The following is a 14,378-nucleotide window of genomic DNA, read 5'->3' as shown; positions in this document are numbered from 1 at the left end:
ACAGAATCGCGCTGTTAGGAAATATGCCTGCCTGTTTGATCAGGCAGGCATTTTATTTATCCCAATTGGTGGATAACCACCCACATTGGGCCTTGTCCTACCGCGTAACGCGCCAGCGGATTAAGCAGACCGCGTTCCTGAATCTTATACACTTCGATGTGATGCGATTTCTGTCCCGCCGCTACCAGGTATTGACCGCTGTGATCAATATTGAAGCCGCGCGGCTGGGTTTCAGTTGGCTGGTAGCCTTCAATCGCCAGCACCGAGCCATCTTCACTGATGCTGAATACCGTAATGGTGCTGCTGGTACGGTCGCAGGCATAGAGGAAACGGCCATCCGGCGTGATGTGGATGTCCGCCGCCCAGCGCGTGTCGCTGAAATCTTTCGGCATCATATCAAGGCTCTGCACGCGCTCAACCTGGCCGTGCACATTGTTCAGCGCCCAGACATCCACCGTGCTATCCAGCTCGTTCACCACGTAGCCATATGCGCCGTTCGGATGGAAGGCCATGTGACGCGGACCGGCACCTTCAACGGTGGTGACCTGCGCTTGTTCGCGCGGAGCCAGAGTGCCGTCTGCGTTCAGTTGATACAGGCAGATGCGGTCCTGCTTCAGTGCCGGTACAAACAGCGTTTGGTTATTCAGATCGATATTGGCGGAGTGGCAACCGTCTAACCCGCTGATCACCTGAACTGGCGCTTGCGGCAAACCATCGCTGCCAATCGGGCTGATGCTGACGCAGGCATCGTTGTACGAACCGCAGAACAGATAATTGCCCTGACGATCGGTGGAGATGTGGGTTGGGCTGCCCGGCAGCGGTGCTTCACCGGCGAGGCTCAGCGTGCCGTCGGCCGCAATGCGAAACGCCAGCACGCGAAAATTCGGACGCACACCGACATAGAGAAAATCTTTCTTCGGGCTCACCACCATCGGCTGCACCTGGCCGGCAACATCTGTTACCTGCAATAACGTCAGTGCGCCATCTTCCTGCAACTGCCAGGCATGAATCTGCTGGCTCTCGGGACTGGCGGTATACACGACTTGTTTCATGCGTTTTCCTTATTCGCTGGCTGATGAAAGGGATAACTGTAGCGCGTTTCATTTTGTCGCGCTGGATTCATTTGTGCCCTGTTTTTTGTCTCAGGGCCGCTGCCGGGTGTAGACTCAATGCTTTGCCAACTCCCGGACGGAAAGTGTAATGAGCTACCGCGTAATCGCCCTTGACCTCGACGGCACCCTGCTGACCCCGAACAAAACCATCTTGCCTGAATCCATCGAAGCGCTGGCCCGCGCGCAGCAGGCGGGCGTGAAAGTGTTGATCGTTACCGGTCGCCACCACTGCGCTATCCACCCTTTTTATCAGGCACTTAAACTGGATACACCCGCAATTTGCTGTAATGGCACCTATTTGTATGATTATCCCGCGAAACAGGTGCTGGCCGCCGATCCGCTGGATAAAAGCAGAGCCGCACGTGTGATTGAGATGCTGGATGAAGAGAACATCCACGGTCTGCTGTATGTCGATGATGCGATGCTGTACCAAACGCCAACCGGCCATGTGACGCGTACGCTTAACTGGGCGCAATCGTTGCCGGAAGCGCAGCGTCCGCTGTTCCTGCAGGTGCCAAGCCTGGCGCAGGCGGCGATTGAGGCTGATTCAATCTGGAAATTCGCGCTGTCGCATCCCGACACGCGCGCGCTGCAGCAGTTTGCCGAACGCACCGAAGCCGAACTCGGTCTGGCGTGTGAATGGTCGTGGCACGATCAGGTGGATATCGCCAAAGGCGGCAACAGCAAAGGCAAGCGTCTGGCGCAGTGGGTTGAGAGTCAGGGCTTTAGCATGCAAGACGTGCTGGCGTTTGGCGACAACTACAACGATCTCAGCATGCTGGAACAGGTGGGATTAGGCGTGGCGATGGGCAATGCCGATGACGCCATCAAAGCGCGCGCCAAAAAGGTGATTGGCACCAATCTGGAGCCGGGCATCGCCGAAGTGATCTATCAAGAGGTTCTGTAACCGTAAGATGTAGCGCGCAATTCATGGCGCGGATTTTTCTCACACCGCGCAATGAATCCATTTACGCTGCTATCGACACGCTCTTGATCTGCGCATACAGCCACTGATCCGGTCGAATGCCCAGCTCATCGCGCGCCCACGGCGAAATGCGCGCCCACAGTTCGCTGATGCCAATGCGCAGCTTCACTTCCACCTGATCGTCAATCTCCAACAGCTCAACCACCTGTGCCGGCAATATATTGCGGATCGAGGTGTTATGCGGCGGCTGCAATGCCAGCGACACATCGGCTGAGGCGATGCGAATACGCAGCGGCGTTTTCAACGGCTGATTCACCCGGCTCACCCAAATATGCTGATCGCCAAGCGACAGCGCGGTCATCGGGTAATCGGGATGCTGCTCCAGCACCTGCACGCGCAGCACGCTGGTGCGCTCGGCGATCGGCAGCCACGGACGCATCGCCGAACTGCTCCACACTTTTTCCAGCGGACCAAAGGCTTTCACCTGGCCCGCATCCAGCACCAGCACGTTATCCGCCAGCTGCAGGATTTCATCGAGGCTGTGCGATACGTAAAGAATGGGAATATCGACCTGCTTCGCCAGCTTTTGCAGATAGGGCATCAGCTCGCGTTTGCGCGGCAGATCGAGCGACGCCAGCGGCTCATCCATCAGCAGAATATCGGGCGCCGTCAGCAACGCGCGGCCTATCGCCACGCGCTGTTTTTCACCGCCCGAAAGCGACGCAGGAAAACGCGTCAGCAGCGATTCTAAACCCAGCAGCGCCACCAGCGCGTTGAACTGCGGCTTCATTGAGGCCGCCATGCCGTATTGCAGATTGCCGCGCACGCGATAATGTGGAAACAGCCGCGCGTCCTGAAACACATAGCCGATACGGCGCTTTTCCGGCGGCAAATTCACGCGCGTGGCCGAATCGAACAGCAGGCGATCGTTTAACTCAATACGCCCGCTCTGCGGCTGGGTTAATCCGCCAATCGCGTTAATCAACGAGGTTTTGCCCGCACCCGACACGCCGAAAATGGCGGTAATGCCGCTGGCGGGAATATTGACGTTAACGTCGAGCAGGTGATCGCCCAACTGCTGAGAAAGTTGCAGATTGAGCATTATGCCGCTCCCAGCCGTTTACGGCCCCAGCGCGCCAGCATTTCCGATGCCACCAACGACATCAGCGCTAACGCTATCGCCACCGCACAGAGGCGCGCTGCGTTGCCTTCCGCGCCCGGCGTTTCAATCAGGGTAAACATCGCCGACGGAATGGTGCGCGTCTCGCCGGGAATGTTGGAGACAAACGTGATGGTGGCGCCAAATTCGCCCAGCGAACGGGCAAAGGCCAGCACCGTGCCGACAATAATGCCCGGCAAGGTGAGCGGAAGCGTAATGGTGAAAAATACGCGCCAGCGCCCGGCACCCAGCGTGCGTGCGGCCAGCTCCAGTTTGGTATCCACCGCTTCCAGCGCAAGACGAATTGCACGCACCATCAGCGGAAACGCCATCACCGCCGAAGCGATCACCGCGCCGCGCCAGCTAAAGGCAAAGGTGAAACCGAACCAGTCATACAGCCATTCGCCGATAAAACCGCGCCGGCCTAAGGCGATCAGCAGCAGATAGCCGACCACCACCGGCGGCAGCACCAGCGGCAGGTGGACGATGCTGTCCAACAGGGTTTTGCCCGGAAAGCGGCAGCGCGCCAGAATCCAGGCCATCAGGATGCCAAACGGCAAGCTGCATATCACAGCTACACAGGACACTTTCAGGCTGAGAAAAACGGCCTGCCATTCGGGATCGCTCAATATCATTTCTTCGGCGTGAATCCATACTGTTTAAACACGGCAGCGGCATCCGGCCCCTGCAAATAGTTGTAGAAGGCTTCCACCGTTGCGTTCTGATGTTCTTTGACAATCGCCATCGGATATTCCACTGGCTTGTGGCTATCTTCCGGGAATCGTCCTACGACCTGCACTTTTTGGCTGGCCACCGCGTCCGAACCATACACGATGCCGTACGGCGTTTCGTTACGCTCAACCAATGCTAGCGCGGCGCGCACGTTGTTGGCTGGCGCCAGCTGCGGGGATAAAGCGTCCCACGCGCCGAGTTTTTGTAATGCTTCTTTGGCATAAATGCCGGCAGGCACGTGATCCGGATCGCCCACCGCCAGACGCTCGCCTTTCAGCAGGCTTTTCCAGTCGGTTTTGCTATCAAGGGTGACCGCTTTAGCCGCGTCGCTTTTCGGTGCAATCAGCACTAAATCGTTGCCAAGCAGCGTATAGCGCGTGCTGCTCACCACGCTGTTTTTTGCCACCACATCGTCCATCCACTGCTGATCGGCAGAGATGAACAGATCGGCCGGTGCGCCCTGATCGATCTGGCGCGCCAGCACCGAAGAAGAGGCAAAAGAGGATACCACTTCTACACCGCTTTTCTTCTGGTACTGCGTCGCAATGTCCTGCAGCGCATTGGTCAGCGATGCCGCTGCAAACACGGTGATTTTCTCTGCGGCCGCGGCATGACCGGCCAACGAAACGCTTAAAACGGTTGCAGCAGCCCAACGGTACTTGATGGTTCGCATTTGTTGCTCCTTGTTACGTTATATATTTGATAATACAACGTACGCGCAAATGCGTCATGAGCTTTATATCGGCAGGATTTTACGGAAGTTCAGAAACAAAACGCCCGCAGGAAGCGGGCGTTGAGAAATTAGTGTTGTGAGCTGTTGGCAGGACGATCGTCGCGGCGGCCAAATTTTGAGATGACGTTGAAAACTTCACCCAGGCCGTAAATCAAACCGAGCATAATCGCCATCACAATCGGCACCATGATGATAGCCACAGCCAGGCTTTTTAACAGTTCCAACATGGAAACCTCACGCAGAAAATAAAAAAGTGATTGTAACGGTTAGCGAAAAAAACGCACTGCCCTTTTCGTGCTTTTACTTTTAAGCAGTAAACTGAGCGGATTAACCTAAGGAGCTGACATGCAGGCAGAACTTTCTCTCCATATTCGTCTTCAGCAAAAACTGTTTGCCGATCCGCGTCGTATCGAATTACTGAAACGCGTGCAGCAAACCGGCTCCATCAGCCAGGGCGCGAAACTGGCGGGCATCAGTTATAAAAGTGCCTGGGATGCGATCAATGAGATGAATCAGCTGGCCGACCAAACGCTGGTGGATCGCGCCACCGGCGGCAAAGGCGGCGGCGGCGCGCAGCTGACGCGTTATGGCGAGCGGCTGATTCAGCTGTTCCAGTTGATGGAGCAGATTCAACAAAAGGCCTTCGATGTGCTGCAAAACGACAGCTTGCCGCTCGACAGTTTGCTGGCGGCGATTGCGCGTTTCTCGCTGCAAACCAGCGCGCGCAATCAGCTGTTTGGTACGGTGCTGGCCAGCGATCATCAGCAGGTGCAGCAGCACATTGAGGTGCTGCTCGCCGATGGCTTAACGCGCCTGCAGGTGGCGATCACCGCACGCAGTGCCGAACGCTTGCAGCTCGACAGCGGCAAAGAGGTGCTGGTGCTGATTAAAGCACCGTGGATTCACGTCAGTCACGCCGCCGCCAGCAGCGACAATCAACTGGCTGCGCAGATCAGCGCAATTGAGCCCGGCGATCAGCTTAGCGAAGTATTGATGGCGTTGCCGAGTGGCGAAACGCTGTGCGCGACCGTCACCAATGAGGCGGTGAAACAGCAGAATCTGCAGGTTGGTGCCAGCGTCACCGCCAGTTTTAATGCCGAACACGCCATCATCGCCACACTGCTCTGAAATCCACGCCATGATTTGACTTCGCCTGCATCACTGGCTAAAACTGGACAGCACGATGCATAAAACGGAATAGATCATGGCTTCATTGCAAATTTCGCAAGGCACGTTTCACCTTAGCGACACCCGAGCACTGTCCCTTAACGATTTAACCCTCAACAGCGGCGAAAGCTGGGCGTTTGTCGGCGCCAACGGCAGCGGCAAGTCATCGCTGGCTCGCGCCCTTTCCGGCGAGTTGCAGCCCGGTAAAGGCAGCGTGCAGCAGGATTTTCAACGCCGTACGCGCCTGTCGCTGGAGCAGCTACAGAAACTGGTCAGCGATGAGTGGGAACGCAACAACACCGATTTGCTAAGTGAAGGCGAAGACGATACCGGTCGCACCGCCGCACAGATCATTCAGGATGAAGTGCAAGATGAGGCGCGTTGTCAGGCGCTGGCGCAGCAGTTTGGCATCACTTATCTGCTCGATCGTCGCTTCAAATATCTCTCCACCGGCGAGACGCGCAAAACGCTGTTGTGCCAGGCGCTGATGGCGCAGCCTGATCTGCTGATCCTTGATGAACCTTTCGATGGGCTGGATGTGGCGTCACGCGCCAGCCTGGCGCAAACCCTCAACGATCTGCATCGAAGCGGTTTTAGCGTGGTGCTGGTGCTCAATCGCTTTGATGATATTCCCGATTTTGTCGGGAAGATCGGCGTGTTAGCCGAATGCACGTTAACCCACGTGGGCGAACGGCGCGCGATTCTGGCCGAAGCGCTGGTGGCGCAGCTGGCGCATAGCGAGAAGCTTGCTGGCATGGCGCTGCCGCAGGCGGATCAACCCGATCAACTGCCGCAGCTGGCCGAAGATGCGCCGCGCGTGATACTGCGCAACGGCGTGGTGTCGTACAACGACAAAGCGGTGATTGATGGCCTGAGCTGGCAGGTTAATCCCGGTGAACACTGGCAGATTGTGGGGCCGAACGGCGCGGGTAAATCCACCCTGCTCAGTTTGGTGACCGGCGATCATCCGCAGGGTTACAGCAACGATTTGACGCTGTTCGGCACCCGACGCGGCAGCGGTGAAACCATCTGGGACATCAAGCAGCACATCGGTTACGTCAGCAGCAGCCTGCACCTCGATTATCGCGTCAGCTGTAATGTGCGCACCGTGGTGCTATCCGGCTTCTTCGATTCGATTGGTCTGTATCAGGCGGTGTCCGATCGGCAAAAAGCACTGGCGCGTCAGTGGCTGGCGCTGCTCGGTATGGATAATCAGCTGGCGGATGCGCCGTTCCACAGTTTGTCGTGGGGCCAACAGCGGCTGGTGCTAATTGCGCGCGCGCTGGTGAAACATCCCACGCTACTCATTCTCGATGAACCGTTGCAGGGGCTCGATCCGATTAACCGCCAGTTGGTGCGCCGCTTTGTTGATGTGCTGGTTGGCGAAGGCCGTACGCAACTGCTGTTTGTCTCCCACCACGCCGAAGATGCGCCGCAGTGCATCACCCATCGCCTGAGTTTTGTCGCGCAGGAACAGGGTTACGGTTTCCTGCAAGAGTCGCTGCGTTAAATGGCGGTTGCCATAAATAGCGTAATGCTCGTCAATTAAGACATGAAAAACCCTTATTAACGAGAGCACACATTGTAGCGGCGCAATTCATTGCGCGATAAATCGCGCCGCTACGGAAGGTGCGGTGATTTGATACGGCGCTTAACTGAGCGGCGTTACGCCATCAATGGTGACCCTTATATCTACAAATATCTAATGTGCATAGCGCCATTGCCAAAATAATTCGAGCTGCGGCAAGCAGCAGCAGTTCGAAGTATGAAGGCAATGTAAGCGTTACCATTTCATCGCCTGGTAATTCAACAAACACACGCAACAACCCCACAAAATGAGAATCGTCACCTTGTGTAAACGATACCATTTATCCAGACTGGATCACGCTTTCACGCTGGTCTTTGTGCTACTTTGATCAAAATCATTTTTATCTGTTTGCCGTTTACCAGGACTCATCATGGAAAAATTTAACCCGGTCGATCATCCGCATCGCCGTTATAACCCATTGATCGATCAATGGGTGCTGGTCTCACCCCATCGCGCTAAGCGCCCGTGGCAAGGTGCGCAGGAAACCCCGGCACTGGAGCAACTGCCAGCGCACGATCCTGACTGCTTCCTTTGTGCTGGAAACACCCGCATTACCGGTGACAAAAACCCCAACTATAAAAGCACTTACGTGTTCACCAATGACTTTGCCGCGCTGATGACTAACACGCCAGACGCACCGCAAAGCGACGATCTGTTGATGCGCTGCGAAAGCGCGCGCGGTACCAGCCGGGTGATCTGCTTCTCGCCGGATCACAGCAAAACGCTGCCGGAACTGCCGCTGAGCGGGCTGGAAGATATCGTGCGGACCTGGCAGGAACAGACTGCCGATCTCGGCCAGCACTATCCGTGGGTGCAGGTGTTTGAAAACAAAGGTGCGGCGATGGGCTGCTCCAACCCGCATCCGCATGGCCAGATTTGGGCCAACAGCTTCCTGCCGAACGAAGCGCAGAAAGAAGATGACAACCAACGTCACTATTTTGCCGAGAAAGGCACGGCGCTGCTGGTCGATTACGCTGCGCGCGAGTTGAGCGATGGCAGCCGTACGGTGGTGGAAACCGAACACTGGCTGGCCGTGGTGCCGTGGTGGGCGGCGTGGCCGTTTGAAACCTTGCTGCTGCCGAAAGCCCATGTGAAACGCATCACCGATCTCTCCGAGCCGCAGCGCACCGATCTGGCGCTGGCGCTTAAGCAGCTCACCAGCCGCTACGACAACCTGTTCCAGTGCTCTTTCCCCTATTCGATGGGCTGGCACGGCGCGCCGTTCAACGGCGAAGCCAACGATCACTGGCAGCTGCACGCACACTTCTATCCGCCGCTGCTGCGTTCAGCCACGGTACGCAAATTTATGGTTGGCTATGAAATGCTGGCCGAAACCCAACGTGATTTAACGGCGGAACAGGCAGCTGAACGTCTGCGTTCTGTCAGCGATGTCCATTTCCGCGAGGCGCAATAAATGTCATTAAAATCCATTACTCAACAGGTTTTCGCTGACACTTTCGGCTATCAGGCGACACACAGCATTCAGGCACCGGGCCGCGTCAATCTGATTGGCGAACACACCGACTACAACGATGGCTTTGTGCTGCCGTGCGCCATCGATTATCAAACCGTGATTGCCTGCGCCAAACGCGACGATCGCCAGGTGCGTGTGATTGCCGTCGATTACGACAATCAGCAGGACAGCTTCTCGCTGGATGCGCCGATTGAGCCGCTGAAAGAGCCAATGTGGGCCAACTACGTGCGCGGCGTGGTGAAACATCTGCAAAAACGCGATGCCAGCTTTGGCGGCGTGGATATGGTGATCAGCGGCAACGTGCCACAAGGCGCGGGCCTGAGTTCTTCGGCGTCGCTGGAAGTGGCGGTCGGTACCGTATTCCAGCAGCTGTATGCATTAAACCTCGATGGCGCAGCGATTGCGGTGAACGGTCAGGAAGCGGAAAACCAGTTTGTCGGCTGCAACTGCGGCATCATGGATCAGCTGATCTCGGCGCTCGGTCAGCCGGATCACGCCATGCTGCTGGATTGTCGTACGCTCGGCACGCGCGCGGTATCAATGCCGGAAGATGTCGCGGTGGTGATCATCAACTCCAACTTCCGTCGTAGCCTGGTGGGCAGTGAATACAATACGCGTCGTGAACAGTGTGAAACTGGCGCACGCTTCTTCAATAAACCGGCGCTGCGCGATGTGACGCTGGAAGAGTTTGAAGCCTCTGCTGGTGAGCTGGATGCGTTGGTGGCAAAACGCGTGCGTCACGTGATTAGCGAAAATGCGCGCACGCTGGAAGCCGCCGATGCGTTAAGCGCGGGCGATCTGAAACGCATGGGCGAACTGATGGCCAAATCGCACGCCTCGATGCGTGACGATTTCGAAATCACCGTGCCGCAAATCGATCAGCTGGTTGAGATTGTGAAAACAGAAATCGGCCCGCGCGGCGGCGTGCGTATGACCGGCGGCGGTTTCGGTGGCTGCATCGTAGCGCTGATGCCAATCGATCTGGTCGATGCGGTGAAAGCGGTGGTCGCCGAGAAGTATGAAGCGCAAACCGGCATCAAAGAGACCTTCTACGTGTGCAAAGCGTCCGCAGGAGCAGGCCAATGGTAAGTGATGTGAGTTCACACGCGCCAGACGGGCAACCGTGGCGCATCACCGTGCTGCGCAATCGCAACGGCATGGTGGCTACTTTTATGGATTGGGGCGCGACCTGGCTGTCAGCGCGCGTGCCAATGTTGGATCACAGCGTGCGTGAAGCGCTGCTCGGCTGCGCCACGCCGTCCGATTATCTGCATCAGGATGCTTATCTTGGCGCGACGATTGGCCGCTACGCGAACCGCATCGCCTCGGCCGAACTGAAGCAACTCAATTTACAGCTGGCGGCTAATCAGGGCGCACATCAGCTGCATGGCGGGCCGGAAGGTTTCGATAAACGTCGCTGGCAGATTCTCAGTCAGAGCGAAAGCGAGGTGCACTATCGCCTCGATTCGCCTGATGGCGATCAGGGTTATCCCGGCAATGTGATCGCCAATGTCATCTATCAACTTGATGACGATAATTGCTTGTCGATTCGCTATGAAGCGCAAACCGACAAGCCTTGCCCGGTCAATCTCACCAACCATGCTTACTTTAATCTTGATGCGCATCATGGTGATGCGCGCCAGCATCGCTTACAACTGCACGCCGATCGTTACCTGCCGGTGGACAGCGAAGGCATTCCTAACGCGCCGCTGAAAGAGGTGGCGGGAAACAGTTTTGATTTCCGCCAGCCGAAGCGCGTCGCCGATGAGTTCCTTGCCGATGACGATCAAAAAGCGGTGAAAGGCTATGACCACGCCTTTTTGCTTAACACCGCTGGCGACAGCAGCCAGCCCGCCGCCCATTTATGGTCTGCCGATGGCAAGCTGGAGCTGAGCGTGTTTACTGCCGCTCCGGCGCTGCAGTTCTACACCGGCAACTATCTGGCGGGAACACGCGCCCGTGAGCAGGACAGCTATACTGCTTTCCAGGGCATCGCTCTGGAGAGCGAATTTTTACCGGATTCGCCTAACCATGCAGAGTGGCCGCAGCCCGATTGCTGGCTGCAACCCGGCGACAGCTGGCAGTCCGTGACGCGTTATCGCTTCACGCCGCACTGAGCCACCGGATGAAAAACGCGCACTGCGCTGCCGACAGGCTTACGCCGTGCGTTGTTTTCCGCTATGGTATGGCGCTATTAGTGAGCCGCTTCTCAGTGGCCGCAGCCGGTTTCAATACTAATCGTAAATCGAGCATTAAGGAGTAAAGCTATGGCCGTAACTAAGCTGGTACTGGTGCGACACGGCGAAAGCCAGTGGAACCAGGAAAACCGCTTCACCGGATGGTACGACGTTGACCTGTCTGACAAAGGTCGCACTGAAGCCAAAGCAGCCGGTCAGCTGCTGAAGAAAGAAGGTTTCGTGTTTGATTTCGCTTACACCTCAGTGCTGAAGCGCGCTATTCACACCCTGTGGAATGTGCTGGATGAGTTGGATCAGGCTTGGCTGCCGGTTGAAAAAACCTGGCGTCTGAACGAGCGTCACTACGGTGCGCTGCAAGGTCTGGATAAAGCAGAAACCGCCGCTAAATACGGTGACGAGCAAGTGAAACAGTGGCGTCGTGGCTTTGCTATCACGCCACCAGAACTGGATCGCGCTGATGAGCGTTTCCCAGGCCACGATCCGCGTTACGCTTCACTGACTGACGCGCAGCTGCCAACCACCGAAAGCCTGGCGCTGACCATCGAACGCGTGATTCCTTACTGGAACGAAAGCATTCTGCCGCGCATTAAGAGCGGTGAGAAAGTGATCGTTGCTGCACACGGCAACTCACTGCGTGCGCTGGTTAAATACCTCGACAACCTGAGCGAAGACGAGATCCTCGAACTGAACATCCCAACTGGCGTGCCGTTGGTGTATGAGTTCGATGAGAACTTCAAGCCACTCAAACGTTACTATCTGGGTGATGCTGATGAGATTGCTGCGAAAGCCGCAGCCGTAGCAAACCAGGGTAAAGCGAAGTAAGCGAACGCTGAAACGCAAAAAGGCCAGACGCAAGTCTGGCCTTTTTTATTGCCGCATTGGCTTAGCTGCGGCGCTGTTTGACCGCCTGAGCCAGCTGACGCAACGCCTTCTCAGTGTCTTCCCAGCCGATACAGGCATCGGTCACGCTCTGGCCGTACACCAGCGGTTTGCCGCTTTCGAGGCTCTGATTACCTTCCACCAGATGACTCTCGATCATCACGCCAGTAATCGCCTGCTCACCACCGGCAATTTGCTGCGCCACGTCGTCGGCAACCACCATCTGGCGCTGGAACTGCTTGCTGCTATTAGCATGGCTGAAGTCGATCATCACCTGCGGACGCAAGCCTGCTTTAGCCAGACCGGTTTTCACGGCCGCCACGTGTTCGGCGCTGTAGTTCGGCTCTTTGCCGCCGCGCAGGATGATGTGGCAGTCTTCATTACCGCTGGTTTCGACAATCGCCGAGTGACCATATTTGGTGACTGACAGGAAGCAGTGTGGCGCGCTGGCCGCACCGATGGCGTCAATCGCCACTTTGATGGTGCCGTCGGTACCGTTTTTGAAGCCCACCGGGCAAGAGAGGCCGGAAGAGAGTTCGCGATGCACCTGCGATTCGGTGGTACGTGCGCCAATCGCGCCCCAGCTCATCAGGTCGGCCATATATTGTGGCGTGATCATATCGAGGAACTCACCGGCGGCTGGCAACCCGATATCGTTGATATCCACCAGCAGCTTGCGCGCCAGGCGCAGGCCGTCATTGATCTGGAAGCTGCCATCCATAAACGGATCGTTGATCAGCCCTTTCCAGCCCACCGTGGTGCGCGGTTTTTCAAAGTAAACGCGCATCACCACTTCGAGATCGTCTTTCAGCTCATCACGCAGTGCCAGCAGGCGCGTCGCATACTCTTGCGCAGCCTGGGTATCGTGAATTGAGCACGGACCGATCACCACCAGCAGACGATCGTCTTCGCCATGCAGAATGCGGTGAATCGCCTGACGTGACTGCGCTACGGTTGCAGCTGCTTTATCGGTGGCGGGGAATTTTTCAAGCAAAGCAACAGGAGGCAGTAACTCTTTGATCTCTCTGATGCGTAAATCATCGTTCTGGTAATCCATACACAATTCCATTCAAATTTCTGGCCCAACGTCCGTCGGGCGCAACCCGCCCACTTTAGCCCTTCGCGCGGTGGGTGTAAATTACGCACCGCGCTTAAAATGTACATCTCAAATTTGCATTTATATATCCATGCACTAAGCTTTTTAAATGTAAGCACTAAGGAATGATGTGTTTGCAAAATTAAATTTTTAAGTGAAGCGTATAAGGTGGATTTTATTCCATCGCGGCACGCTATTTTCGTCACTCAACACCAGCGGGTGTTAGACGGCAACTATCCATTAATTACTGGAGCATAATGATGAATAAGTTTGCAATGATCTTTCTGACAGCAGCGATGACCATGGGTAGCGGTGCTGTAATGGCTGCGGATAACAACAATGGTGCGGCCAACGCTTCAGCTGAAGCCGGTGCAGCAGCTGGCGGTGCAAAACAAAATCTGCCACCTAATAATGTTGATAACAGCAAAATTAACAGCGGTAGCACCAATACCAACAGCGCAGCAACGTCAGGCACTGACTCAAGCAATATGTCAGCCAACCAGGTGCACAAAAACAGCATGTGCAAAGACGGCAAATGCCCGGACATGAATAAAAAAGTCGACACTAAAGAGGGTGGCGGCCACGTGAAACATAAAACAGACGGTACTTCGCAATAAGTTTCCTTCTGTTTGATCAAGGGAGAGCTTCGGCTCTCCCTTTTATTTTGCCCCCCGCCCTTTTCCGCTATGCTGAAGCAATGAAATTCACAGGAACTGTTTCATGGCTTCATTGCTGCTTATTGATGATCACCCGTTAGTTGCCGTCGCACTGGAAGCGGCTTGCGTTAACGCTCCTATCACGTTGAACATTCACGCCGCTGGCGACGAAGCGCAGGCGCGCCAACTGCTTCAACAACATCCCATCGATTTAATTGTGCTGGATATCGGTTTACCCGATTGCGACGGACTCGAACTGCTGCGCCGGTTGCGCATGCGTAATCAGCACTGCCCGGTGTTGATCTATTCCGCGCAGCAGAGCCGCCACACGCTGCTCAGCGCCGTGTCGCTTGGCGCTGCCGGTTACGTGGTGAAAAGCCAAAGCATGGCGCAACTGCTGAGCGCGATTCTGGCGGTGCTAGGCGGTCAGCAGGCTTTTCCGCCGCTGCCGGAACGTATCGAACTGCCGTTAACCGAGAAAGAGCAGCAGATTGTAGCGCTGCTGGTGCGCGGCCTCTCGAATCTGCAGATTGGCGAACAGCTGCATATCAGCAATAAAACCGTTAGCACCCACAAGAAGAACATCCTGGAGAAAACCGGCGTACAGTCGGTGGTTGAGCTGGCTGAGCTGTGGAAAGCGCAGCAGTGAGGATCTGTTT

At 56.0% G+C, this 14,378-nt stretch carries 15 protein-coding genes; 9 read left to right on the top strand and 6 right to left on the bottom strand.

Translation table 11 applies throughout. The features are described 5' to 3' along the window. Positions 1-56: 56 nt before the first annotated feature. Positions 57-1,052, bottom strand: a complete 996-nt coding sequence (pgl, locus tag ACFQW4_RS05425) for a 6-phosphogluconolactonase (RefSeq protein ID WP_192236609.1) — start codon at positions 1,050-1,052, stop codon at positions 57-59. Positions 1,053-1,200: 148 nt separating this feature from the next. Here pgl and ACFQW4_RS05420 point away from each other — a divergent pair, with 148 nt between their 5' ends. Next, positions 1,201-2,019 (top strand): pyridoxal phosphatase, encoded by an 819-nt coding sequence (locus ACFQW4_RS05420; RefSeq protein WP_222181662.1) that lies wholly within the window; start codon positions 1,201-1,203, stop codon positions 2,017-2,019. 61 nt (positions 2,020-2,080) lie between these two features. Here the strand turns inward: ACFQW4_RS05420 and modC are convergent, their stop codons facing one another. The 4 genes from modC to ACFQW4_RS05400 form a co-directional block, all read right to left on the bottom strand. Further along, entirely contained in the window at positions 2,081-3,139 is a 1,059-nt protein-coding gene (gene modC, locus ACFQW4_RS05415; RefSeq protein WP_101763190.1) for a molybdenum ABC transporter ATP-binding protein ModC, read from the bottom strand. Beyond that, a complete protein-coding gene (gene modB, locus ACFQW4_RS05410; protein ID WP_377724246.1) occupies positions 3,139-3,831 on the bottom strand; it encodes a molybdate ABC transporter permease subunit in 693 nt (230 codons plus the stop codon). Before modB ends, modC begins: the two co-directional genes overlap by 1 nt. Beyond that, positions 3,828-4,601 (bottom strand): molybdate ABC transporter substrate-binding protein, encoded by a 774-nt coding sequence (modA, locus tag ACFQW4_RS05405; protein WP_309835461.1) that lies wholly within the window; start codon positions 4,599-4,601, stop codon positions 3,828-3,830. Before modA ends, modB begins: the two co-directional genes overlap by 4 nt. A gap of 128 nt (positions 4,602-4,729) precedes the next feature. After that, a complete protein-coding gene (locus ACFQW4_RS05400; RefSeq protein WP_007890616.1) occupies positions 4,730-4,888 on the bottom strand; it encodes an AcrZ family multidrug efflux pump-associated protein in 159 nt (52 codons plus the stop codon). A 118-nt stretch (positions 4,889-5,006) separates the two neighbouring features. Between ACFQW4_RS05400 and modE the strand changes: the two genes are divergently transcribed. The 6 genes from modE (at position 5,007) to gpmA (ending at position 11,910) form a co-directional block, all read left to right on the top strand. Further along, positions 5,007-5,789 carry a molybdenum-dependent transcriptional regulator gene (gene modE, locus ACFQW4_RS05395; RefSeq protein WP_192236614.1) on the top strand — a complete coding sequence of 261 codons (783 nt, stop codon included), beginning with the start codon at positions 5,007-5,009 and terminating at the stop codon, positions 5,787-5,789. Between the two features lie 76 nt (positions 5,790-5,865). Beyond that, positions 5,866-7,338 (top strand): molybdate ABC transporter ATP-binding protein ModF, encoded by a 1,473-nt coding sequence (gene modF / locus ACFQW4_RS05390; RefSeq protein ID WP_377724242.1) that lies wholly within the window; start codon positions 5,866-5,868, stop codon positions 7,336-7,338. Between the two features lie 448 nt (positions 7,339-7,786). Then, positions 7,787-8,830, top strand: a complete 1,044-nt coding sequence (gene galT, locus ACFQW4_RS05385; RefSeq protein ID WP_192414197.1) for a galactose-1-phosphate uridylyltransferase — start codon at positions 7,787-7,789, stop codon at positions 8,828-8,830. After that, the gene (gene galK, locus ACFQW4_RS05380) at positions 8,831-9,979 is read left to right on the top strand and encodes a galactokinase (protein ID WP_377724239.1); all 1,149 of its coding nucleotides are present in this window, start codon (positions 8,831-8,833) and stop codon (positions 9,977-9,979) included. Next, positions 9,973-11,007 (top strand): galactose-1-epimerase, encoded by a 1,035-nt coding sequence (gene galM / locus ACFQW4_RS05375; RefSeq protein ID WP_377724237.1) that lies wholly within the window; start codon positions 9,973-9,975, stop codon positions 11,005-11,007. The genes galK and galM overlap by 7 nt, the downstream gene beginning before the upstream one ends. Before the next feature lie 150 nt (positions 11,008-11,157). Beyond that, on the top strand, positions 11,158-11,910 hold the full coding sequence (gpmA, locus tag ACFQW4_RS05370) for a 2,3-diphosphoglycerate-dependent phosphoglycerate mutase (protein WP_008109047.1): 753 nt from the start codon (positions 11,158-11,160) through the stop codon (positions 11,908-11,910). A gap of 61 nt (positions 11,911-11,971) precedes the next feature. Here gpmA and aroG read toward each other — a convergent pair whose 3' ends face one another. Beyond that, positions 11,972-13,024: a 3-deoxy-7-phosphoheptulonate synthase AroG gene (aroG, locus tag ACFQW4_RS05365; RefSeq protein WP_377724235.1), complete on the bottom strand. Its 1,053-nt coding sequence runs from the start codon at positions 13,022-13,024 to the stop codon at positions 11,972-11,974. A 299-nt stretch (positions 13,025-13,323) separates the two neighbouring features. On the opposite strand from aroG, the gene ACFQW4_RS05360 reads away from it, so the two are divergent. Together ACFQW4_RS05360 and ACFQW4_RS05355 are read left to right on the top strand one after the other, a co-directional pair. Then, positions 13,324-13,680 carry a YbgS-like family protein gene (locus ACFQW4_RS05360; RefSeq protein ID WP_192236776.1) on the top strand — a complete coding sequence of 119 codons (357 nt, stop codon included), beginning with the start codon at positions 13,324-13,326 and terminating at the stop codon, positions 13,678-13,680. Positions 13,681-13,783: 103 nt separating this feature from the next. Next, on the top strand, positions 13,784-14,368 hold the full coding sequence (locus ACFQW4_RS05355; protein WP_110865750.1) for a response regulator transcription factor: 585 nt from the start codon (positions 13,784-13,786) through the stop codon (positions 14,366-14,368). The last annotated feature ends 10 nt before the right edge of the window (positions 14,369-14,378 follow it).

The organism is Pantoea sp. GCM10028869 (genome assembly GCF_042666835.1).
Classification (GTDB): domain Bacteria; phylum Pseudomonadota; class Gammaproteobacteria; order Enterobacterales; family Enterobacteriaceae; genus Pantoea; species Pantoea leporis.
The sequence above is the reverse complement of the archived record's forward strand: the minus strand, read 5'-3'. Positions and strand labels throughout refer to the sequence as shown.

What these genes read in the sequence shown, in the direction of transcription:
- pgl (WP_192236609.1), bottom strand. Translation starts at nt 1,052, where the DNA reads ATGAAACAAGTCGTGTATACCGCCAGTCCCGAGAGCCAGCAGATTCAT.
- ACFQW4_RS05420 (WP_222181662.1), top strand. Translation starts at nt 1,201, where the DNA reads ATGAGCTACCGCGTAATCGCCCTTGACCTCGACGGCACCCTGCTGACC.
- modC (WP_101763190.1), bottom strand. Translation starts at nt 3,139, where the DNA reads ATGCTCAATCTGCAACTTTCTCAGCAGTTGGGCGATCACCTGCTCGAC.
- modB (WP_377724246.1), bottom strand. Translation starts at nt 3,831, where the DNA reads ATGATATTGAGCGATCCCGAATGGCAGGCCGTTTTTCTCAGCCTGAAA.
- modA (WP_309835461.1), bottom strand. Translation starts at nt 4,601, where the DNA reads ATGCGAACCATCAAGTACCGTTGGGCTGCTGCAACCGTTTTAAGCGTT.
- ACFQW4_RS05400 (WP_007890616.1), bottom strand. Translation starts at nt 4,888, where the DNA reads ATGTTGGAACTGTTAAAAAGCCTGGCTGTGGCTATCATCATGGTGCCG.
- modE (WP_192236614.1), top strand. Translation starts at nt 5,007, where the DNA reads ATGCAGGCAGAACTTTCTCTCCATATTCGTCTTCAGCAAAAACTGTTT.
- modF (WP_377724242.1), top strand. Translation starts at nt 5,866, where the DNA reads ATGGCTTCATTGCAAATTTCGCAAGGCACGTTTCACCTTAGCGACACC.
- galT (WP_192414197.1), top strand. Translation starts at nt 7,787, where the DNA reads ATGGAAAAATTTAACCCGGTCGATCATCCGCATCGCCGTTATAACCCA.
- galK (WP_377724239.1), top strand. Translation starts at nt 8,831, where the DNA reads ATGTCATTAAAATCCATTACTCAACAGGTTTTCGCTGACACTTTCGGC.
- galM (WP_377724237.1), top strand. Translation starts at nt 9,973, where the DNA reads ATGGTAAGTGATGTGAGTTCACACGCGCCAGACGGGCAACCGTGGCGC.
- gpmA (WP_008109047.1), top strand. Translation starts at nt 11,158, where the DNA reads ATGGCCGTAACTAAGCTGGTACTGGTGCGACACGGCGAAAGCCAGTGG.
- aroG (WP_377724235.1), bottom strand. Translation starts at nt 13,024, where the DNA reads ATGGATTACCAGAACGATGATTTACGCATCAGAGAGATCAAAGAGTTA.
- ACFQW4_RS05360 (WP_192236776.1), top strand. Translation starts at nt 13,324, where the DNA reads ATGAATAAGTTTGCAATGATCTTTCTGACAGCAGCGATGACCATGGGT.
- ACFQW4_RS05355 (WP_110865750.1), top strand. Translation starts at nt 13,784, where the DNA reads ATGGCTTCATTGCTGCTTATTGATGATCACCCGTTAGTTGCCGTCGCA.